The sequence below is a fragment of the Flavobacterium denitrificans DSM 15936 genome, assembly GCF_000425445.1.
Classification (GTDB): Bacteria; Bacteroidota; Bacteroidia; order Flavobacteriales; family Flavobacteriaceae; genus Flavobacterium; species Flavobacterium denitrificans.
On the sequence record NZ_KE384378.1, the window covers coordinates 476,306 to 495,899 of the forward strand.

The following is a 19,594-nucleotide window of genomic DNA, read 5'->3' on the forward strand; positions in this document are numbered from 1 at the left end:
TTTGAATATAAATAAAATAATATGGAAATATTAAACGAAAATCAAGGCATTCAATTCAATGAAGATTACTACTTTGAAAAAAATGACATACTAAATTTAATAAGACTTCAAAAACAGCTTTTAATAGAAGAAAATATTGTTTGTGATTTAAACGAATGCGCTAATATTTGGCAGAGACATTCAAATGATTTATCAGCAAGTTGGCTGTTTTTTCCAGAAAATGATCAATCTATTTTAAATCAAATTAAAACTTCGAGCTATTTTACAAACTTCAGAGAATATTCTGAAGAATAAAAAATTAATTCCGCTTTCAATCCGCCCGATGCCCCCGCTTCGGGCGGATTTTTTTGATTAAAAAACGGCTTGAAATAAGCCGTTTTAAGCGTTGTTGTAGTAAAGAATGGAATAAGTTTTGTTTTTCCAAAATTCATAGTTTGTAGCGAGGGAAAAGCGGGGTTTATCCATTAATAAAGCATTATGACAGTGTATCTCTGCCCGTATTTCATGAAAGCATAAATTTATGGCTGTCATTTTGCAACAAATTGGGTCTAAATCTTCGCAAACATAATAGTTTCCTTTTGTTACATGATTAGATGCTAAAACCATACGGCCACTTCCGCTACACGGCTCGTTTATCGTTTTTCCAAAATCATCCTTATCAATTACAAAACTTGCCATCATTGTACAAATTGCTTTTGGCGTAAAGAACTGACCAAAATTTGATTTTTTGTAATTGCCTGTTAAGCATTCGTAATATTCGCCTAATGGGTCGCACCAATCGTTTATTATTCGACTATTTTCATAAATTATTACAAGCTCTGCAAACAGTTTGCAAAAGGTTTCCAGCTCCGAACGGCTGTATTTTTTGATAGTTTCAAAATATAAAGGTTCTTGTGTGCCTCGTGCCATTGCGCAAATAATGAGCGTTAGTAAATCGTCGAAAACTTGGTTTAAATTATGTTTGTATTCGAATCCAAAAAACAAGGAGTTAAATTTTTTTAACTCCTTTGGAATGTCTCTAGTTTTTAACATCGACTTTCTGTACTTGGGCATTTGAAAAAAGATAACAAAGCGGATAGAATGAAAATTCCTTTTCTTCCTCTGTTTTGGGTTCTGCTTGGTCTTGATTGCTTTTGCGTTTTCTTCCCCACACTAAAAAAGCTTTCTCTCCTTTCTGAACTCTGAAACCTTTTTTTATCCATTCTTGAAAGGTGTTAAACTCTCGGTGCTGGTCTTTACTGTAAAAATCTTCAATTAGAATCGAATTAATATTTCTGGGTTCGTCTTCCATTGCCTGAATTTCTTTAGCAACTTTTGAAAGGGCAATTAAACTTTTTTTCTTTTCGATGTGTTCGGCTTTCTTGTCTGTCATGGCTTATATATTTGTAATGATTAATTGATTTTTTGATACTTTAACGGTTACATTTTGCCCGATTTCAAAACCTGCCTTTTGCATCCAATTGCCTGAAAGAGTTAATTTTGGCTTGTGACTTTTGTTCCAAAGATTACGGACATATTTTGAGGATATTTTTAATTTTCTAGATTTAAAAAATATATCCATTGTAATCGCTTTTTTGATTTGTATTGTCTTGAATAAATAGTTCTGCAATTGCTTGAGCTTTGTTGAAAGCCCTTTTTGCTTGAGATTTATAATAACTGTAATCAGAGTAATTAAAAAGAAAAGAATATCCTTTTTCATGTAATGTTGCTTTTACTTGCTCGGATAATTTAAAAGCATTATTTTTGTTGCTGTTAGGTTGTACGTGCGTCATGGCTTGTATAATTTAAGTGATTTAAAACCCTCTAAGCTTCGACCTTTAGAGGGTTTTCTTGTTTTACTGCTCGCTAGATTTGAAAGGTTAAAATCTCGTTTTCTGCTTCGTCGAGTAAAATTTTTAACTCGTTTTGTGCTTCTCGGTTCAACTTATCAATTACGATTGAGTTTCTAATTTCGAACTCGAAACCTTGGGCATTTTTAAAAGTGATTTTTGCATTGGTTTTGTCGTTTCCTGCTTCGAACATTTTCAAGTCGTTCCACTTTTCTTTTAGCGTTTTAAAACGTTTTGAAAGCGCTTCAAAATGCGCTACAGCTTGAATTCTGTCCTCTGCTGTTTTGGGTGGCTCAGGTGCGAACTTTTCAATTAGTGCGAGTGTGGCGGTTTTCTTCTCCGCTTGGGTAGGTTCTGTAGGTTTTACAATTGGTAATGTTTTACCGTTTTCCACTTTTTTTTGTGCTTGAATCTGTGTGCTCATAATTTATAATTTAGTGATTTTCAATACTTAAAGATACAAAAAAGTCGTATATATACGAAATATTAAGACAAAAAATTGACACTATTTTACTTAAATTCAGCAATATAGAATCAATTTAAATAAGTAGAATTACCAATTAAAAAGTTTATAAAAGTTACACTTTAAAAAAAACTAAAATCATAAAAATCTGAAAATCAACAAACAAACCCTAATATAAAAGGGTTCGTTTGTGTTTTTGTGATTAAAAATACCGTCCCGCTCAAAATCGTGTTTCTCTTTACCTCCTGACCGATTTTTTAGAGATATGACGCAAGGCGACCATCCGTCCCACCAATTAGCGCTGGCATAGCCTAACCTTATCCCTTGTTATCGCTTATGTCACACCATATTAGCAGTGGTAACACTAACATTGTAGAACATTAACAATAGGTAATTACGTGCAACAATCAATAAAGCTTTATGATGCATTGAAGAAGATGCGAAGGTTAACCGAATTGGGAATACCCTTCTCTTTTCAATTCCTTTCATACAACGAAACAAGACATGCCTCAGACGGCTATAAAAATGTTGTGAATGCTCAGTTAAGGAAGGGTTATCGTGATGATCAGAGCGATAAAGCTGATATACTTATTGGTTATGTAAATAGTTTGGGTCAGAACAGATGGTTCTACTTGCCATTGCTTACAACCTTTAACGGACTAAAAATACAACCATAGTTATGAATATAGAGTACATTGGTAGAGATGCCATCATCGAAACAGATAACGTTGTTTTTACTTATCAAGTAAGTGAACAGCCACGAGATTTCTATAAGCTAAAGCAAAACGATGACAATCTTGATTGGAATAATGCGTATAACTATATCGGCGACTACATTGTCTATCCCTATGGATGCAATGATGATCTTCCGGATATCATAAAGAAGACAGTTCAAACCAATTACATTGCTCCTGGCATACTCAAAAAGAAAACACAATTACTTTGGGGATTAGGCCCTGCACTTTACAAAGAGAAAGTAACTCCGACTGGCATTGAGCGCGAATGGATTGAAGATGAAGACGTAATGAATTGGTTAGAGTCTTGGGACTATCTGACTTATTTAACCAAATGCTGTGTAGACTTTCACCACATAGAGGGTGTGTTCTCACGTTATGAGTTAACTAAAGGGAATCGAATTGGTAAAAACTTTATTGCGAAGTTAGTTCATTGTTATGCTGATAGAAATCGACTGGCTTCTAAAAAAGAATCTAAGTCTAGAGATGCCACTCATGTTGTAGCAACAGATTGGTCTTTTAATACTGCTAATTCTTTGACTGATTTCAAAGTATATCCTTTGTTTGACTTTACTGATCCTTTTAAAAATCGTAATTCGGTATTGTACTCAAATATGTATAGTTTCTGTACGGATTACTACACTGTTCCAGATTTATACGGTTCTTTAGAATGGCTTAATCGCTCAACTGCAATACCATTAATTTTCAAAGCCCTTTCTAAAAATTCAATCAATCTTAAATATCACATTGTTTCGCCTCAAGCTTTTTGGGATAAAAAGAAAGTAGAAATTGAAGAAAGCTGTTCTCAGAGAGGAATACAGTATAAAGACAGTATGCTTTTAGAATATCAAAAAGCATTCTTGGAAAAAATGTCTGTAGTATTATCAGGTGATGAAAACGCAGGAAAGTATCTTCATACAACAAAAAGTTTTACTGTTGATGGAACTAACTTACTTGAACATGGTTGGGAGATTCGCGTAATTGATCAAAATATAAAAGATTTTGTTGATGCACAAATCAAACTTTCAGAACGAGCTGATTATGCTTTATCAGGTGCGCTTGGTGTGCATACTGCCTTAGGAAATGTTTCAGTTGGTGGTAAGAGTGATAGCGGCTCTGAACAACTTTATGCGTTAAAAAATTACTTGTTAACCGGTGTCGATATGCCTGAGCTGATTGTAATGAAAGCAATTAACTATGCAATCAAAGCTAATTGGCCAGACAAGAAAATAAAATTAGGGTTTTGCCATGTTGCGCCAGAACGTGAGCAGGATGTGACAGAAAGTAAACGAATGAAAAATCAAGTAGCCTAATGAAACTATTATTTAAAACTGGAAATGATGGCAATGCCGAATTAAAACAACTTTTGGGTTTTATTAATGCCGATTTAAAAATCGACAACATGATGGCTGATATTCGCACGGCTACAAAGGAAGTGATAAAACTAATTGGAAAAGAAGTTTATGATTTAGCCGTCGAAGCATATGAAGAAACAGCCTCTTCAGAAGAAAACAAAGAATTTGTTGATGCCGTTCGTTATCCTATTGCGGTGAATGCCTATAGATTAATTGCTCCAAGCAATGATTTGGCTCATACGAACAACGGTCGCAAAATGAAACAAGACGATTCAGAAAAGCTTCCATTTGAATGGATGCTTGATCGCGATAATAAATCACTAGAACGCAGATATTATCGTGGCTTAGATGATTTAATTGATTTCCTAGACAATTCTGAAGAAAATGATGAATTGTACATTACATGGACTGATTCTGATGCATTCAAAAAAACCAATGAACTCTTTATTAGAACCGTCGATGAGTTTGATGAATTTTTTCCAATCAAATCAAGATTACTACTAATAAAATTAGAACCTGGTATTTCCAATTGTGAGCAATACGAAATTAAGCCTCGTGTTGGTAAAGATAAAATGAATGCTCTAAAAGAAAGCCTGAAAGAAAATGATGAGATAACAGATGAAACCGATTTAGAATTACTTCGTTTAATTCGCAAAGCATCGGTAGCGTATTCTATGGCGTGGTCAATGCCTCGTTTATCAGTGCAATTATATCCTGAAGGGGTACTGCAATTTGCAGTCAGTGATCAAACAACCACTCAAGTAAAAAAACCAAGTGTAAAATCTGAAGTCGAAGCTGCAAGACAAGCATTCGCCAATGATGCTGAAAAAGTCTTTATAGAAATTGAAAATCTTTTATCTCCAGATCCCGAACCGATCATTAACTGTAACAATTCAATATTGCCTGAAATAATATCAGGCAACAACTTTATGTCAACTTAAAACCAATAATAATGAAGCCAATTATCCACAAAATTGCTAATTTTTTCAAGTACCTACTCCATTATCGAAAAAACCGCAGATTCGAACAAATCAACAAAAAATTATCCAAAAAGGTAGATGATATTGAGGTTGATAAAATCATATTGAAAGGCGAAATCGTTCAGATGGTACGTAAATACCTGAAGCTTGACGCAAAATCAGAATATATTCCGAAAGAATATAAAAACAAAGCAGAAATACGCGAACAGGTTTTATATAAGTTTGGGGATCGTATGAAAAAACTTAATGTAAAAATCAATGCAAAATTAGAATTGGTTTAGTATGCACATCATAGAACTTCCAGAAGCAAAAATCAAAAGGTATATTCCGGCTGATTTATCGGAGTGTGACTCACAACAGTATATTGACATGTGCGAATTGATTTTTTATTACCAGTGTAACCAAATTACAATGGAGGAATTCAAAGTGCAATCAGTTTATAAGCTGATGAACATGAAGTCTGTAAAATCATCTACAAAGAAAACAATGATATTGGATGAAGGAATTTCGGAGGAAGATGTAAAGTTTGGCAACATTTATTTGATTGCTGATCTGATAGAAGATTTTTTCGAAACAGGCGAAAACGATAACAAAGTAATCAAACAATATTACTTACATAATCCGGTTCCTAAATATCAACCTGCTTTTCGAAAATATTATGGACCTACTGACAGCTTTATGAATATCACATTCGGCGAGTATTTGGATGCGCTCAGATTATTTCACGATTTTCATGCTTCAGGTGATGTAAAGATTCTTTGGCTGATTGCAGCTATATTTTATCGTCCAAAAAAATGGTTTCATTATTTCCGAAGTAAACTAAGTAATTACGATGGAGATGTTCGACAAACATATAACCCCAATACAATTGACAAACGCGCAAAAGATTTAGAAATAGCACCAATTGGATTTGTTTACGGAGTGTATTTGTTTTTTGCCAGCTTTCAAAAAGCGCTGGTGGAAATGAAACTGAACTGGGGCGGTCAGGAGTTAGACTTATCAATTTTATTTAATTACGAAAAGTCAGATAATGATAACAATGGAATGCCAGGAATAGGAATGGACAGCATCGCATTTACAATGGCCGAGAGTGGCGCTTTTGGTAGCTACGATTCAATTTGTAAAATAAACTTTTGGCAAATAATTGTCAGAATGTATGACATACGACGATCCGATTTAGAACGACAAAAACAAGAAAGAAATGCTACCAATAAATAGATTACTTGAATATCAGGCTGAGCTTGTTGCTAGTTTATTAGATGATAAAAACAAAAAAATGTTCAATTATTCTGCAATGGTGATTGATGATTCCGAATTAGCAAATCATCTAAAAGAGCGTGTAGAAGGTGATAACACTTTTTTAATTTCGATTGTTCCGGAATTCCATATGAAAGGTGAAGAAAACAATAGTAAGTGGGACAATGTTTTAGCATTTTTCATTTTAGATAAAACAGATTATTCAGGCCTAACCAAAGATTCATTTATCAATATATTTTCTACAACACAAGTAAAAGCGCAAGCAATCGTTGATAAGCTGCTTTCAGATAAAGCAGATGGCAACAGCATGTTTTGCGGTTTTCTATCATGGCTGGACGAAAATTCGATATCGGTAACACCTGTATGGCATAAAAACGAATGCAACGGTTGGATGTTACAGATAAATTTAGATACATTGGCTTAAAAGTCGTATATTTACGAAAAACAAAAGCCATGACTAAAGAAGAAATTATAATATTATTTAATGAAACCTTACAGATTTCAGGTCTTTCACGTAAAATTGAAGGATTTTCAAAAGATGTAATCTATAATTGGCGCAATGGTCGCGGGAATCCTCCAACAACAGGACAAATGCTCGATGTATTGTGGCAATTGGGTAAAATAAAGATAAGCCATGAACCGACTACAAAATCGTGAAAATTTCTCTGAACAGATTCTCGAAAAGCGCTTTGTAAACAAGGTGCTTCGAGATACCGGAAAAGATATTGATCAATCACAACGCAAATTAATGTCTTCACGTGGATTTGAAGCTAATGATTGGTATAGCGATCGTTCCTTTGTCGCGACAGATAGCCAACTCGATTATACACATCTAAAAAAACATCGTTTTGTCGATATGAAGTTTCGCAATAGCAATAAAGGCAGAAAGCGCAAGCAAAACCATCCTATCCATAATCGAATTATTTGGGGGCATTATAATAATATCATCAAGGAGCTCCATTTCGGATTTACCAATGCAGTGAAAGAAGAACTTTGGAAATTGGAGCAGTAAAAGCATAAATTAATACTAAATTGTGCCAAATTTTACTAAATATTACCCGTGCGATAACATTTATTCCTATCTTTATATATATATTTGTCGCGTAATTTGGAGCCCAAACCAATACAAAACCTAAAAATCAAACAATTATGAGTAATTTAATTCTTTCCTTAGAAGCGTTAATTGGCGATTTATTTGGGGAAGTAAGTAAATCATTTAGTGGTACTTACTCTAACAAGAATAAAGAAATGCGCCAATTGATTGATGAGCTAAATAATACTGAAATTCCATCAGCAAAAAATGATAGAGCAAATTTAAAAAAAGATGCTTCGAATATTGCTATGGATTATAAAAAAGCTTTTGAATTAAAAAAGGAAAAATATTAATGGCCAAACAAACCCTATCAAAAAAAAATACCCATATACAACATACTAACGGCAAAGGTGTCCAACAAGAGCAAACAGAAGTCTTTGACGACAACTTATTACCTGATGCTAGCGAAATTGCTGCATTAGCAGTATTAGACCCAACAATCTTAGAATGGTTAAAAAGTCGAGCAGAAAAAGAACAGGATTTCAGGCATCAAGCTTTTAATAAAAGGTCAGATTTGATTGATAGAAATGTTGCCACCGAAAACAACATTAATATACTTGGCCTTTGTTTTGCTTTTTTGATTATTATGGGAGGTATGGCTTTTTCAACTTATTTAATTACTTTAGGTCAAGTCCTAACTGGAACAATATTCTCAGGTCTTACGATTGTTTATGCCGCAGCCTTATTTATAAAAGGTAGAAAAACGGAAACCGCAAAGCAAGAATAAAAAAAAACATCTTATAAAAATTATTAAATCCCTCATTTTAAAGGGATTTTCTTATTTTTACGGTTTAACCAAAAGTAATAAGTATGAAAAACATTCTGTTATTATTCTTAACTATTTGTGTCATTTCTTGTGATAACAAAAAGGAATATTACGTTGACTATGTAATCAAACAAACAGCATTAAACGGGGCAATTTCTTTTGAAATTGAAAAAGACACCATAGAAGCAGTCAATGATTCATTAGCGTGCATTTCTGCATACACTTCTTTTTATATATCAAAATTAAACGAAGGCAAGAATGATCAAGGCAATATTATTTTAGATAAAAAAATAAGTTTCTCCATAAAAGACGAGTTAAATAACGAAATTATAACTAGTAAGTATCTAACTGAAGATTTCAAGAGAAAATACAATATTGAACTTAGTAGAGACATTGATGAAATAAATAAAAGTCTTGATACAATTAAAACAAATTCGATTGATTCTTCTGATTCAGATATTAGTGCTAAAGCAATATCAGAATATTTTATTAAAAAAAAATTGGTAAATCCTGCTACTGCAGATTTTTCGACGTTTGACGTAACCGAAGATGTAATGGGCACTGAATATACAGTATTACGAAAAGTTAAAGCAAAAACATCTTTAGGAGTTGAGAAAGAGTATATTTATAAACTTCAATTAAAATACCTGGGAGGAAATCAATTTGATGCTTCAAGTTGGAAACTTTTAAATATTCGTTCTGAAGAATACAAGTAATTTTTATAGATGTGCAATTGCACATCTTTTTTTTTGCCTATTCATTTTATATTTGTACGTTTGTGGAGTCAAAATACCTAGGAGCAATCCTAAAAACTTATTTTTAGTTAACATAAGCGATTCCCTCGCCAAGATGTCCCCGTGGAAACTATGGGAAATCTATCCTTCTGGGTATTTTGACACATCTAAAGCGAGGGTTTCGTGCGTTTAATATTTTCGATTATGTCAAAAGAAAAGAAAAATGCAGTACTAAGGAATGCTATATTGATAGCAGCTGCTGAAAAATTGATTGATACCCATTTTTCAATTGATCCAGAAGAATTAAGAGAGAACATCTCTGAATTATTCGAAACTTACATGCTAACACCTCAAAGTGATAGCCAAAACCGAAGAGAAACAGCATATCAAACCCTGACCGCTGTACGTGAAATGGCTGACTTAATGATTGATTTAAACCAAAACTTAGAAGTATGGCAAAAATCAGTCTAAAAGTATTCTACGCCAAGGGCATTAGAGTAACAATCAAAAACAAAGATTTTAAAGAAGCGATGCGGCTAATTTGGACATCGCCTGAATTTAATCAACACGAACCGTTGAAAATGGTTTTTGAAAGTACCGGAAAAATATTGTACATGGATAAGCCAGCCTTTATGCAGTTTCTAGATGGAAATCTTACCCAAAAAGAGCTAATTGAACTGACGGAATGTGATGATTTATATCGAAATACAGCAAACCTGGTTATTAATGGTGCAGAAATCGATAGTGGCTCATTATGGAAGGTTACGAACGCTGAAGCGGTGTTAGTTTCAGACGATGATTATATAACCAAACAATTAGATCTCAATATATTTGAAATCGCAGAATAATTATTATTTTTAATAAAAAATGCATTATGAATAAAACTATGCAAATAATATATAAAATTGAAGATAAAATCTTTTGTTTTTTTGTTGATGAATTACCTGAGCAAAATTTAAAGCAGGTATTTTTGAACAGCATTTTATTAAAGCCACTTAAATTCGTTCTTGGAATTCTTCTAGCGTTTCTTTTGTTTGCCTGGATATTCTCCGGATTCGGATTTTTTTTTATAATTGAATATTTTATTGAAGAAAAATACATTCTTGTTTTTTTTATATCATTTTTTAACCTTGTAATGCTCGCAAGATGGATTGATATTAAAATAATTCAATTCCGTGAAAGAGATAGTTAAATTTTTCTACTAAATACAACACTAAGCCTCGTAATTACGAGGCTTTTTTATGTCACATCAAAAACCGTCATGAAATGTCAATTTTACTGAAAATCAGTACTAATGGCCAAGACTATTTCAGACGAAAAAATGAAGCTTTCTATCGTGATCGATGGTAATGAAGCACAGAAAGCACTATTTGATCTAGAAAAAAGAACTCGTTCTCTTAACGAGGAAAACAAAGCTTTGTTGCTTCAAAAAAAATTGCTAGAACAACAAGGCAAAAAAGATACGGATGCTTACAAGGCTTTAACGCTTACTATCAAAGCCAATACCGCTGAAATTACAGCAAACAAGATAAAGATGAAAGAATTGCAGGATCAGTTAGGTTTAACTGGTCTTACAATGAAACAACTTTCTGATAAAGCACTTGCTTTAAAACTAGCTTTACGAAATACTATTCCTGGAAGTGAAGCACATCAGCGCTATACTAACGAATTAAGACAAGTTCAGGCGCGAATTGATGAAGTATCGGGAAAAGCTAAAACAGCAAAATTTTCCATTGGTAGCATGGCCGATTCTTTTAACCGTTTTCAAGGTATTGCTTTATCTGTTATTGCAGTACTTACCGGTGTTGTATTTTCCATTCAAAAAATAATCGATTATAACGGTAAGCTTTCAGATTCGATGGCCGATGTCCAAAAGACAACCGGAATGACTCGAGAAGAAGTTGAAAACTTGGCTAAATCTTTTGGACTGTTCAAAACAAGAACTTCACGTATCGATTTATTAGGTATTGCTGAAATAGGTGGTAAAATAGGTATAGCAAAAAACGATATTCTTGATTTCGTAACTGTAATGAATAAAGCCGGTGTTGCTTTAGGAGAAGATTTTGAAGGAGGAGCTGAGGGAGTCGCGGACAAATTAGGGAAAATTAAAAACTTATATAAAGAACTTCGTGATGCCGGTGTCGAAATTACTTTTGAGGCCGTAGGTTCAGCACTAAACGATTTAGGCGCTGCAGGAACTGCAAGTGAATCAAATGTGGCAGATTTCGTTACTCGAGTGGGTTCTATGCCAGATGTTTTTAAACCGAGTATTGCCACTGCGTTAGGATTGGGCGCCGCATTTGAAGAAAGCGGTATTATGGCTGAGAAAGCGGGTACCAACTATTCTAAAGTAATCACATTGGCAGCTAATAATGTGGCTGGATTTGCAAAACAAATGGGTAAGCCGAAAAAAGTTATTGAAGATTTAATCAATAGTGATCCAAATGAATTTTTCCTTCAATTTGCAGAATCTCTAAAAGGGTTGAGTGGTACAGAACTGGCAAACGTTTTGGATAAACTAAAACTGAATGATAATGAAGTAAAACAAGTTTTAGGAGCTGCGTCTGCAAATACAGATTTGTTCCGTGAAAAAATTGAATTAGCTAATCAATCAATGAATACAGCTACTTCATTAACCAATGAATACGATATAAAAAATAACAACCTCGCTGCTACTTTAGAAAAAATAAGCAAGACCGTGTCTGGATGGTTTTCGTCCGAATCATTTATAAAATGGCTAACCACTGCCGTAGATTGGATTTCCCGTTTTGTAGGCGCTACTGATGATGCAGATGGATCAGTAACTGCCTGGAGAAACACCTTAGTTTTTACCGCTAAAATAATTGCTGTTGTAACTGCAGCTATTATGACCAATGTTGGCTGGCAGGAACTATGTGCATTATGGACCAATAGAAATACTGAAGCAACATTGCTTTATAATATAGCTTCCAAAGCACGTGCTTTTTGGGATGGTTTGGTAACATTATCTACTCAGGCTTTAGTTTTAGCGCATAATTTACTGACCTTAAATGTTCTTGGTGCAACGCAGGCATTTAGAGCAATGACCGCAACAATGATGAGTACTCCTTGGGGTTTTATTTTGGGTGCAGTTGCCGCTATAAGTACGGCTTATGTTTTATTTTCAGATTCTGCTAAAGAAGCTGCTACAGCGCAATCGATGATGAATGAAAACATGAAAGATGCTGATGCTATTGTCAAAAAGGAATCAGCATCATTTTTGGCATTAATCGAAATTATAAAAGATAAAACAGCATCGCATGAAGCACAAACCGCTGCATTAAAAAAAGCAAAAGAAATTGGTGGCGAATATACCAAAGGCCTAACCCTTGAAAACGCTGCAACTTTCGAAGGCAAAAAAATGATTGATGCCTATATTACCAGTCTTGAGAAAAAAGCAATGCTTCAGGTTTTGGAAAAAAGACAAGCTTCGATAATGGAAGATATCCAAAAGCGAAAAAATATGTCTTTAGAGGAGGAAATTTCCTGGTATGATAAAGCAGTTTCCGGTATAAAAGGTCTCATAAATCCATCAATGGCAAGCGCTGATTTAATTATTAATGCCTCCAAAAAAAGGAGCGATGCTTTAAGTGATCTGCAAAAGCAGTTAAACTTTACTAATGCCGAAATGAAAGCTTTCTTAAAAGCAAATCCAAACATGATTAAAGACCTTGGAGGCGATACTGGAACGTCAACTGGCGGAGATACTTCAGATGAAACAAAAAAACCTAAAAAAGACCCTAACTCTACTCTAGCCGAAATCAATCGTTTAAAATTAGAAGAAAATCAAAAATTCAACGATGCTTATTTAAAACAACAACGTCAACTTGAAGTTGATCGTATTGCCGCGATGGAAGATGGTTATGCAAAAGAACGAGCTATTGAAAACCAACGCTACCAACGCGAAATCGATGATTTAAACAAACAGAAAGTACATGATGCGGAATTAGCTAAGCTAGACGAAGATATTTCAAAAGCACAGAAAGATAAAGACATTACTAAATACAACGCTTTACTTGAAATAAAAAAAGGATGGGCCGATAAAAATCTAAAAATTGACGAGCAAATCAATCAAGTTATTGAAGGCAAATTAGCTGTACATAACTTGAAGCTAGCAACTATAGAAGAAAGAGCTGCGACCGAAGCGATAAAAAAACTTGGCGAAAAATATGAGCAGGAAAAAATAGTTCGTGAAACAGCATTTCTTCAAGAATTAAACAGTCGAAAATTATCTGATGTAGAGAAAAAGAAACGCCAGGATAAGTTTAATGAGCAGGAATTAATTTATCAAGAAGCGCACCTAAAGGAAGTACTTGCCTTATTTGATGACATCATAAATAAACAAGGAGGTGCAACGTTCGATTTATCGTTATTAACCGATACTCAGGTTAAGGAATTTACAGAAAAAGCAGCTGCTTTAGGCTTAACTCTTCAGGAACTAATTAATAAAAAAAATGAATTAAGCGGAGCGAAGAAAGGTGAAGATCAGGCTAATGCAATGCTCAATTCTTTGGCTGGCAGTAGTGGTGATATTTTTGGGTTTAGCGCCGAACAATGGCAACAAACTTTTGATTCCTTGGATACAACAACAGAAAAGTTAGCGGCAATTGGCGTCACTGTTAACGCTCTTGGAGATTTATGGGGCAAGTATAATGAATTTGTAACTGCCAATGAAAACAGGCAAATTGCACAATTTGAAAAGAATTCAGAAACAAGAAAAAGGAGACTAAAACAACAATTAGACAGCGGAGTTATTACTCAAGAAAAATATTCAAAACAATCAGCAAAAATTGACGAAGAAACAGATAAAAAGAAAGCTGAAATTGAATATGAACAAGCTAAGCGTCAAAAGAAAATGGCTGTTGTTGATGTAATTATCAAAACTGCAATGGCTATTATGCAAGCCTTTAGCCAATTAGGCCCTATCGGTGGGGCCATCGCCGCGGTTTTAATTGGAGGTATGGGAGCGTTACAAATTGCAACTATCAACAGGCAACCACTACCTGCAAAAGGCTACGAGGAAGGATTGTATTCAGATTCATTAGTAAAACGAGAGCAGGATGGTAAAGTTTTCAAATCGAGATATGCCGGCAAAACAAAATCAGGTTTGGTTACCAGAACCTCCCATTTTATGGTTGCCGAAAATGGACCTGAAATGGTAATTGATAATAAGGCATGGCAAAAAATGAATCCAGATCTGAAAAATTCACTTATCAGAGAACTTCAAGGAATCAAAGGTTTTGAAAATGGTTATTATAAAAACGAGACGCTGTATACAGGAAACAGTTCTTCTGGAAAAGACTCATCTGAAAATGTAAACAATTTAATAATTGCGATGTTATCGCAAAATCTCGAAGTATTGACAGATTTACGCGATAATCCTTTAATGGCGATAATGAGCAATAAAGACCTAAACTCTATGAAAAACATAAAAGAAGGTTTGGCAAAATACGAAGCAATTAGAAACGATAATAAAGTACGATAATGAATTTCACATCACCATATAACACCGTAGATTTCTTTTATACAAAAGAAGACGCTTTAATTCTTTTTGAATCGCCACTAGATAACACTTATTTTGAAATGGTCGTAAACATTACATCATATGAATTCTATACCGACGAAGCAAAATCAACAACTTTGGAGTATAAAATTCCATTATTCAATAATAAGGCTGATTTTCTTCTAGGTGAAGTGGTCGATCGTTCTATGCCCAGAATGAAACAAATCAACCTTAGGAGTTTGTATCAATATAAAGCAGCAATAGTTAGTTTAAATATCAAGGAAGTTGATATCGACACCGAGAGTACAATTTCAGAAAACAATATTGGTCCAATTAAATTTGTTTCAGGATTCAGACCGCAAACTGTTGAAAACAATTGTGCGTTTCTAGAAATATACAATCTTCCTCGAAGCGTTTCGGCTTTAGGGTATGGCTTTATAAACATGATCTTGCCTATCGGCACTCACACCTTCAAAGTTTTAAAAAACAAAGAAGAAGTAGATGAATTTAGCATTGACATTATTTCTGGCAATATAATTTCACGCGCTCTTAGAATGTATAATTATGAATGCAAGGAGGGTGATATAATTGAATGTATTATGCCAGCTAATCCGTCGTTAAACAAAAGCTTTTACGTTTTACCAGATGGACTATTTACTAATTACATTGCTTTTGAAGATGAATATAGGTTAAAAACGATTATAGAATTTACAGGCAATTATAGTTTTCCGATGGAGTTTGAAACCATAATAAACAAAGTGCAAAATTTATCAGTAATTCGTAATAATAAAGTTTCTTCCACAAAAAGCCCTACTCTAACAATGAATACAGGCTTTTTGTTGGAAGAAGAAGAAGTAATGATTGAAAGCTTGCACGACAGTAAACGTGCCTGGCTGATTTACGGAGAAAATAAAGCAATTGAATTGGTCCCAAATTCAAAAAAGTTTACAAGCATGGATGGAAGTCGTGAATATTATGAATATAGCATTGACTTCATAATGAATTTAATAAACAAAAAACCTTTGCGTTTAGCATTAAATCAACCATTGGTAATTTTGGAAGTGGACGATATACCCCCAACAGCTCCAACGAATCTATCCAGTTCAAACACAACGACAACCGCAACGAAACTTATTTGGGACGTGGCAACGGATATTTCGGGAGTTGCGGGTTACGATGTATACAAAAATGATGTTTACTACAAATCTACAACAGCAAACACTTTAAGCGTCACTGGATTAAATGTTGCAACACTCTATACTTTCTATGTAAAAGCAAGGGATTTAGCAGGAAACGTTTCAGAATCGAGCAACTCACTTTCAGTTACAACAGCTTCTGAGCCAGATACTACACCTCCTACTATACCAACAAGTTTGACAGCATCAATGATAACTAATAATTCCTTACGATTAACCTGGACTGCTTCTACGGACAATGTTGGAATTCTAAGATATAATATTTATAGAAATGGAATTAAAATTGGTACTTCCGTCACTACTACTTACGATGTATCAGGATTATCTCCAAACACTGAATATTCGTTCCATGTAGTCGCTGAAGATACTTTTGGCAATCTTTCTGATCCTAGTTCTATTCTAACAGCAACAACATTAAATATTTCTTTAACCGATTTTTTAATGACTTCTACCGGGAATAATTCACAAGCAATGGTTTGTACATATGAAGATGATTGGCCACATAGATATCATACGGGAACTAGCGATTATCCTTTTATTGGAGATAAAATATATTTAGATTCAAGTGCGAGTGAATTTTTAATTGGAGAAAACAAAAAATTCAAAATGTACAATAATGATTGGATCGCAGTTAATAATTCTGGAATAGTCACACTAAGAGGTTCATGTTAAAATTAAGAATATGCATAAAATAATAGCCAACAATTTTGAACTTGATTTAAGCAATGTAGATATAACCATTACGGAAGAAAATTCTATGTTTCTGGATCAATATATAACTAAGTATTCTTTTCCTTTTTCGTTTGATTTATCTGATGAAATTAAAAAATATTTTGAGGACATCATTGATCATCGTTCCAAAGAAAATACTCTGGAGATTCCAGTTGTTTACGTTTTGGGAAATATAAGAGAAGCAGGTGTTTTATATGTAGATACTTTGAATACAGGAGTGAATTTAATTTTGAAGTATGGAATTGAAGAATTCCCAAACTTCAGCAAGAAGTTAGCTGAACTAGGATTGCAGAAAGTAGTAACCACTGATATCTACGCGCATGCTAAAACTATAATTCCACAAACATGGCCAGATGTAAACTACAACTTTCCACAAATACACACTGACAAAATAGATACTTCGGATCCGATGTGGCAATATTTTGAAAAAATATATAACAATTACAAGGACGGAGAATTTGTAATTAATGAAGTACTGGAAGAGGAACCACATAATCGAAATTTAATGCTTCCGGTTCCCTATTGGTTACACATACTAACTCAAGGATTTGCTGATGCAGGATATACTTTAAAAGGAGATGTCTTGAATATTGAAGAATTAAAGAAAAAAGTAATGTATGCTGACAGTGATTATCATAAGGTTGTTGACCAGGTTGATATCGACCAAATAGTCTTAGGTGAAGATAAGGTTTCCTCAAGTGGAAACCAAGCAAGTTTCTTAACTGTTGTAGCACTTCCTGAAAAAGCCAGGTATAGAGTAACTGGAACCGCGTATATCTCAGGAAGATGGAAAGAGAATACTTATATTAAATTATCCTATAGAGGTAATACGATTTGGCTTGCATCTAAAAGAGAAAAGAAACACCATTCGGGATATCTATACAGTTATGATGTAAATGTAATATTTGACACAATTAATGACTCTCTTCCTGACGAACTTATAATTGAAAGTTCACAGTACAATAATGACGAAGCAATAATTTGCGATATCAATATATCTTCAATGTATATTTACAATGAATTTGGAGTTGCGATTCCCAATGTTGTAAATAACAACACAATTGATTTATCTAGAGTAGTTCCAGATAAAACTTTTGGATCAGTAGTAACTGTCATAAAAAATTGGTACAACCTTGACACCGAGCTTCGAGGGAAAGAGATTTGGATGAATTTTATAGATTCCAATATTAATTACGATGGCGCAGTGGACTTATCCGAATTTAAAACGATCCCAGAGCGAACTTATAATAAAGGGATATCATTTGTATTGAAATTTATTGAAGCATCAGAAGAAAAAAACAATCACCAAGAAGTTTATTACACAGCCGATGGATTCCAAACGACCGGATTTGTTAGAGATGATAAAACAATTGAAATAGAAATTGGTGCTTTTCCTTTTAAAAATGAATTTAGAAATGGTGTCCAAACAGCTTACGCAATTGAATCAGAGAAGGAAAAAATCTATGCGTTGTTATATTCCGGATTAAATGATGATGCATTAAATTTAACTGACGACCCTACTCCAATTTTACTACCGGATATTTCACAGACTTTTTTTTCTAGTTGGCTCAATTTTAGAGTAAATGCAATAAATTACAAACACACATTCTACAGTTATATTGAAAGCATAAAGGATTTATCTTCCAAAAGTAAAATTTTCAATTTTGGAAGATATTTTATAATAAAGTCACTTGTTAAACGACAAGTTAAAAAAGACTTATATGAGGTTGAAATAGATCAGTATACCTTAAAGTAGTTTATCTAGCAAGAAAATTTCAGCGTTTGCGTCGCTTTGGACAATATGGGCATAGATCATTGTTTGCGATATTGTTTTGTGGCCAAGCAAACGCTGCAACTTCTCTACATTGCCACCTGCTCGAAGAAAGGTAGTTGCAAAAGTATGACGTGCGACATGGAAACTAACTTTTTTTTGAATTTTCAACAACTTCATAATTTTTTTTAATTCATCGTTTATGTGTTGATCAGCAAACTTAATTTCGAATAGTTTAGGCTCAAAATCGATGATTTTGCGAGCATTATTATTAAGGGCAATAGATTGATCTGTTTTTGTTTTTTTTGTAACAAAGCTTACGTAATCGTCCATGAAGTTTTTACGAGTTAATTTTTGCACATCTGAGATTCGAAGTCCAGTCATGCAGCTAAACAAGAAATAACCCAAAATCAATCGATGTGATTCCGGTATATAATCGGAATAAAAATAACCAATACAACGCTTTAATTCATGCGTAGTAAGACTTGTTCGATTCCCCTTTGTACTGCCTACTTTTATTTCATCAATATTTAATGCCAGGCGAATTCCTGATTTTTTCGCCAGTCCTAGAAATTTTTTAATTGCAGCAATGTTACCAGCAACGGTAGTGCTTTCGTTTCCTAAGCCTCTGAGATATTTCTTGAATTTATCTATCCAATTTTGGTCAATCTCAATAAAAGTAATATCGTCATTATAAGCTTTCAGTTTTTTGAGAACCGAAAGATATCGCTTATACGATCCAACTTCCATCATTACTTTTTCTTCTTCAAGCATCATTTCGTAAAAAGCAGTAAATCTTATGCGTGGCATTCCGCTAAGAAATTCCTTTTTAAGAATTTCTAGTGTGAGTATTCTATCAGATAATCTATATGATGTTTTGATCTGAGTTAGCTTCGACTCAATATTATCTAAAATCAAATTTATGTCTTGATTTTCAACACTGATTGGTTTAAGTCTCTGTTTGGCCTTATCCCATTCATCAATATTGATTTCGATATCTAAACTCAATCTTTCTTTTTTAGATTTTGAGCGGAGTGTTAGAACCATTGGTGTTTTACCATTGGCTTTTTTGTATTCTCTAAAAGTAAATGAATGATTCATTGGCACGGTAATTTTTTTCGTGTCCAATAGCGTGTCCAATTTGTTGGGAAATAACATTAACA

General features: G+C 33.8%; 23 protein-coding genes. 18 read left to right on the forward strand and 5 right to left on the reverse strand.

Annotated elements, in window-relative coordinates:
- Positions 1 to 21 precede the first annotated feature (21 nt).
- Positions 22 to 294 (forward strand): hypothetical protein, encoded by a 273-nt coding sequence (locus H600_RS0118605; RefSeq protein WP_026730205.1) that lies wholly within the window; start codon positions 22 to 24, stop codon positions 292 to 294.
- Between the two features lie 84 nt (positions 295 to 378).
- Here the strand turns inward: H600_RS0118605 and H600_RS22620 are convergent, their stop codons facing one another.
- The 4 genes from H600_RS22620 to H600_RS0118630 form a co-directional block, all read right to left on the reverse strand.
- Positions 379 to 984 (reverse strand): N-6 DNA methylase, encoded by a 606-nt coding sequence (locus H600_RS22620; protein ID WP_209320131.1) that lies wholly within the window; start codon positions 982 to 984, stop codon positions 379 to 381.
- Between the two features lie 34 nt (positions 985 to 1,018).
- A complete protein-coding gene (locus H600_RS0118620; protein WP_026730206.1) occupies positions 1,019 to 1,372 on the reverse strand; it encodes an ArdC-like ssDNA-binding domain-containing protein in 354 nt (117 codons plus the stop codon).
- A 3-nt stretch (positions 1,373 to 1,375) separates the two neighbouring features.
- Positions 1,376 to 1,699, reverse strand: a complete 324-nt coding sequence (locus tag H600_RS23135) for a SymE family type I addiction module toxin (protein ID WP_084157404.1) — start codon at positions 1,697 to 1,699, stop codon at positions 1,376 to 1,378.
- Positions 1,700 to 1,845: 146 nt separating this feature from the next.
- Positions 1,846 to 2,253 carry a hypothetical protein gene (locus H600_RS0118630; protein WP_026730208.1) on the reverse strand — a complete coding sequence of 136 codons (408 nt, stop codon included), beginning with the start codon at positions 2,251 to 2,253 and terminating at the stop codon, positions 1,846 to 1,848.
- 476 nt (positions 2,254 to 2,729) lie between these two features.
- Between H600_RS0118630 and H600_RS0118635 the strand changes: the two genes are divergently transcribed.
- From H600_RS0118635 to H600_RS0118715, 17 genes are all read left to right on the forward strand, one after another.
- The gene (locus H600_RS0118635; protein WP_051234478.1) at positions 2,730 to 2,969 is read left to right on the forward strand and encodes a hypothetical protein; all 240 of its coding nucleotides are present in this window, start codon (positions 2,730 to 2,732) and stop codon (positions 2,967 to 2,969) included.
- A gap of 2 nt (positions 2,970 to 2,971) precedes the next feature.
- Positions 2,972 to 4,339, forward strand: coding sequence for a hypothetical protein (locus tag H600_RS0118640; protein ID WP_035108753.1), 1,368 nt, complete (start codon positions 2,972 to 2,974; stop codon positions 4,337 to 4,339).
- Positions 4,339 to 5,322, forward strand: coding sequence for a DUF6712 family protein (locus H600_RS0118645; RefSeq protein WP_026730211.1), 984 nt, complete (start codon positions 4,339 to 4,341; stop codon positions 5,320 to 5,322). Before H600_RS0118640 ends, H600_RS0118645 begins: the two co-directional genes overlap by 1 nt.
- An 11-nt stretch (positions 5,323 to 5,333) precedes the next feature.
- Positions 5,334 to 5,642: a hypothetical protein gene (locus H600_RS0118650; RefSeq protein WP_026730212.1), complete on the forward strand. Its 309-nt coding sequence runs from the start codon at positions 5,334 to 5,336 to the stop codon at positions 5,640 to 5,642.
- Position 5,643: 1 nt separating this feature from the next.
- Positions 5,644 to 6,579 (forward strand): hypothetical protein, encoded by a 936-nt coding sequence (locus H600_RS0118655; RefSeq protein ID WP_026730213.1) that lies wholly within the window; start codon positions 5,644 to 5,646, stop codon positions 6,577 to 6,579.
- Complete coding sequence (locus H600_RS0118660) at positions 6,563 to 7,042, forward strand: hypothetical protein (RefSeq protein WP_026730214.1); 480 nt, start codon at positions 6,563 to 6,565, stop codon at positions 7,040 to 7,042. The genes H600_RS0118655 and H600_RS0118660 overlap by 17 nt, the downstream gene beginning before the upstream one ends.
- Positions 7,043 to 7,071: 29 nt before the next feature.
- Positions 7,072 to 7,275 carry a hypothetical protein gene (locus tag H600_RS0118665; RefSeq protein ID WP_026730215.1) on the forward strand — a complete coding sequence of 68 codons (204 nt, stop codon included), beginning with the start codon at positions 7,072 to 7,074 and terminating at the stop codon, positions 7,273 to 7,275.
- A complete protein-coding gene (locus H600_RS0118670; protein WP_026730216.1) occupies positions 7,253 to 7,630 on the forward strand; it encodes a hypothetical protein in 378 nt (125 codons plus the stop codon). Before H600_RS0118665 ends, H600_RS0118670 begins: the two co-directional genes overlap by 23 nt.
- A gap of 137 nt (positions 7,631 to 7,767) precedes the next feature.
- Positions 7,768 to 8,004 (forward strand): hypothetical protein, encoded by a 237-nt coding sequence (locus H600_RS0118675; protein ID WP_026730217.1) that lies wholly within the window; start codon positions 7,768 to 7,770, stop codon positions 8,002 to 8,004.
- Complete coding sequence (locus H600_RS0118680; RefSeq protein WP_026730218.1) at positions 8,004 to 8,438, forward strand: hypothetical protein; 435 nt, start codon at positions 8,004 to 8,006, stop codon at positions 8,436 to 8,438. The genes H600_RS0118675 and H600_RS0118680 overlap by 1 nt, the downstream gene beginning before the upstream one ends.
- An 83-nt stretch (positions 8,439 to 8,521) precedes the next feature.
- Positions 8,522 to 9,193 carry a hypothetical protein gene (locus H600_RS0118685; protein WP_026730219.1) on the forward strand — a complete coding sequence of 224 codons (672 nt, stop codon included), beginning with the start codon at positions 8,522 to 8,524 and terminating at the stop codon, positions 9,191 to 9,193.
- A gap of 222 nt (positions 9,194 to 9,415) precedes the next feature.
- Entirely contained in the window at positions 9,416 to 9,682 is a 267-nt protein-coding gene (locus H600_RS0118690; RefSeq protein ID WP_026730220.1) for a hypothetical protein, read from the forward strand.
- Positions 9,664 to 10,059: a hypothetical protein gene (locus tag H600_RS0118695; RefSeq protein WP_026730221.1), complete on the forward strand. Its 396-nt coding sequence runs from the start codon at positions 9,664 to 9,666 to the stop codon at positions 10,057 to 10,059. The genes H600_RS0118690 and H600_RS0118695 overlap by 19 nt, the downstream gene beginning before the upstream one ends.
- 26 nt (positions 10,060 to 10,085) lie before the next feature.
- Entirely contained in the window at positions 10,086 to 10,403 is a 318-nt protein-coding gene (locus H600_RS0118700) for a hypothetical protein (protein ID WP_026730222.1), read from the forward strand.
- Between the two features lie 102 nt (positions 10,404 to 10,505).
- On the forward strand, positions 10,506 to 14,714 hold the full coding sequence (locus tag H600_RS0118705; protein ID WP_026730223.1) for a phage tail tape measure protein: 4,209 nt from the start codon (positions 10,506 to 10,508) through the stop codon (positions 14,712 to 14,714).
- Positions 14,714 to 16,600, forward strand: a complete 1,887-nt coding sequence (locus H600_RS22345) for a fibronectin type III domain-containing protein (RefSeq protein WP_035108754.1) — start codon at positions 14,714 to 14,716, stop codon at positions 16,598 to 16,600. Before H600_RS0118705 ends, H600_RS22345 begins: the two co-directional genes overlap by 1 nt.
- A 10-nt stretch (positions 16,601 to 16,610) precedes the next feature.
- Positions 16,611 to 18,416, forward strand: a complete 1,806-nt coding sequence (locus tag H600_RS0118715; RefSeq protein ID WP_026730224.1) for a hypothetical protein — start codon at positions 16,611 to 16,613, stop codon at positions 18,414 to 18,416.
- Here H600_RS0118715 and H600_RS0118720 read toward each other — a convergent pair.
- Entirely contained in the window at positions 18,408 to 19,532 is a 1,125-nt protein-coding gene (locus H600_RS0118720; RefSeq protein WP_035108787.1) for a site-specific integrase, read from the reverse strand. The two genes, H600_RS0118715 and H600_RS0118720, sit on opposite strands and share 9 nt — an antisense overlap.
- Positions 19,533 to 19,594: the final 62 nt, after the last annotated feature.

What these genes read in the sequence shown, in the direction of transcription:
- H600_RS0118605 (WP_026730205.1), top strand. Translation starts at nt 22, where the DNA reads ATGGAAATATTAAACGAAAATCAAGGCATTCAATTCAATGAAGATTAC.
- H600_RS0118620 (WP_026730206.1), bottom strand. Translation starts at nt 1,372, where the DNA reads ATGACAGACAAGAAAGCCGAACACATCGAAAAGAAAAAAAGTTTAATT.
- H600_RS23135 (WP_084157404.1), bottom strand. Translation starts at nt 1,699, where the DNA reads ATGAAAAAGGATATTCTTTTCTTTTTAATTACTCTGATTACAGTTATT.
- H600_RS0118630 (WP_026730208.1), bottom strand. Translation starts at nt 2,253, where the DNA reads ATGAGCACACAGATTCAAGCACAAAAAAAAGTGGAAAACGGTAAAACA.
- H600_RS0118635 (WP_051234478.1), top strand. Translation starts at nt 2,730, where the DNA reads ATGCGAAGGTTAACCGAATTGGGAATACCCTTCTCTTTTCAATTCCTT.
- H600_RS0118640 (WP_035108753.1), top strand. Translation starts at nt 2,972, where the DNA reads ATGAATATAGAGTACATTGGTAGAGATGCCATCATCGAAACAGATAAC.
- H600_RS0118645 (WP_026730211.1), top strand. Translation starts at nt 4,339, where the DNA reads ATGAAACTATTATTTAAAACTGGAAATGATGGCAATGCCGAATTAAAA.
- H600_RS0118650 (WP_026730212.1), top strand. Translation starts at nt 5,334, where the DNA reads ATGAAGCCAATTATCCACAAAATTGCTAATTTTTTCAAGTACCTACTC.
- H600_RS0118655 (WP_026730213.1), top strand. Translation starts at nt 5,644, where the DNA reads ATGCACATCATAGAACTTCCAGAAGCAAAAATCAAAAGGTATATTCCG.
- H600_RS0118660 (WP_026730214.1), top strand. Translation starts at nt 6,563, where the DNA reads ATGCTACCAATAAATAGATTACTTGAATATCAGGCTGAGCTTGTTGCT.
- H600_RS0118665 (WP_026730215.1), top strand. Translation starts at nt 7,072, where the DNA reads ATGACTAAAGAAGAAATTATAATATTATTTAATGAAACCTTACAGATT.
- H600_RS0118670 (WP_026730216.1), top strand. Translation starts at nt 7,253, where the DNA reads ATGAACCGACTACAAAATCGTGAAAATTTCTCTGAACAGATTCTCGAA.
- H600_RS0118675 (WP_026730217.1), top strand. Translation starts at nt 7,768, where the DNA reads ATGAGTAATTTAATTCTTTCCTTAGAAGCGTTAATTGGCGATTTATTT.
- H600_RS0118680 (WP_026730218.1), top strand. Translation starts at nt 8,004, where the DNA reads ATGGCCAAACAAACCCTATCAAAAAAAAATACCCATATACAACATACT.
- H600_RS0118685 (WP_026730219.1), top strand. Translation starts at nt 8,522, where the DNA reads ATGAAAAACATTCTGTTATTATTCTTAACTATTTGTGTCATTTCTTGT.
- H600_RS0118690 (WP_026730220.1), top strand. Translation starts at nt 9,416, where the DNA reads ATGTCAAAAGAAAAGAAAAATGCAGTACTAAGGAATGCTATATTGATA.
- H600_RS0118695 (WP_026730221.1), top strand. Translation starts at nt 9,664, where the DNA reads ATGGCAAAAATCAGTCTAAAAGTATTCTACGCCAAGGGCATTAGAGTA.
- H600_RS0118700 (WP_026730222.1), top strand. Translation starts at nt 10,086, where the DNA reads ATGAATAAAACTATGCAAATAATATATAAAATTGAAGATAAAATCTTT.
- H600_RS0118705 (WP_026730223.1), top strand. Translation starts at nt 10,506, where the DNA reads ATGGCCAAGACTATTTCAGACGAAAAAATGAAGCTTTCTATCGTGATC.
- H600_RS22345 (WP_035108754.1), top strand. Translation starts at nt 14,714, where the DNA reads ATGAATTTCACATCACCATATAACACCGTAGATTTCTTTTATACAAAA.
- H600_RS0118715 (WP_026730224.1), top strand. Translation starts at nt 16,611, where the DNA reads ATGCATAAAATAATAGCCAACAATTTTGAACTTGATTTAAGCAATGTA.
- H600_RS0118720 (WP_035108787.1), bottom strand. Translation starts at nt 19,532, where the DNA reads ATGAATCATTCATTTACTTTTAGAGAATACAAAAAAGCCAATGGTAAA.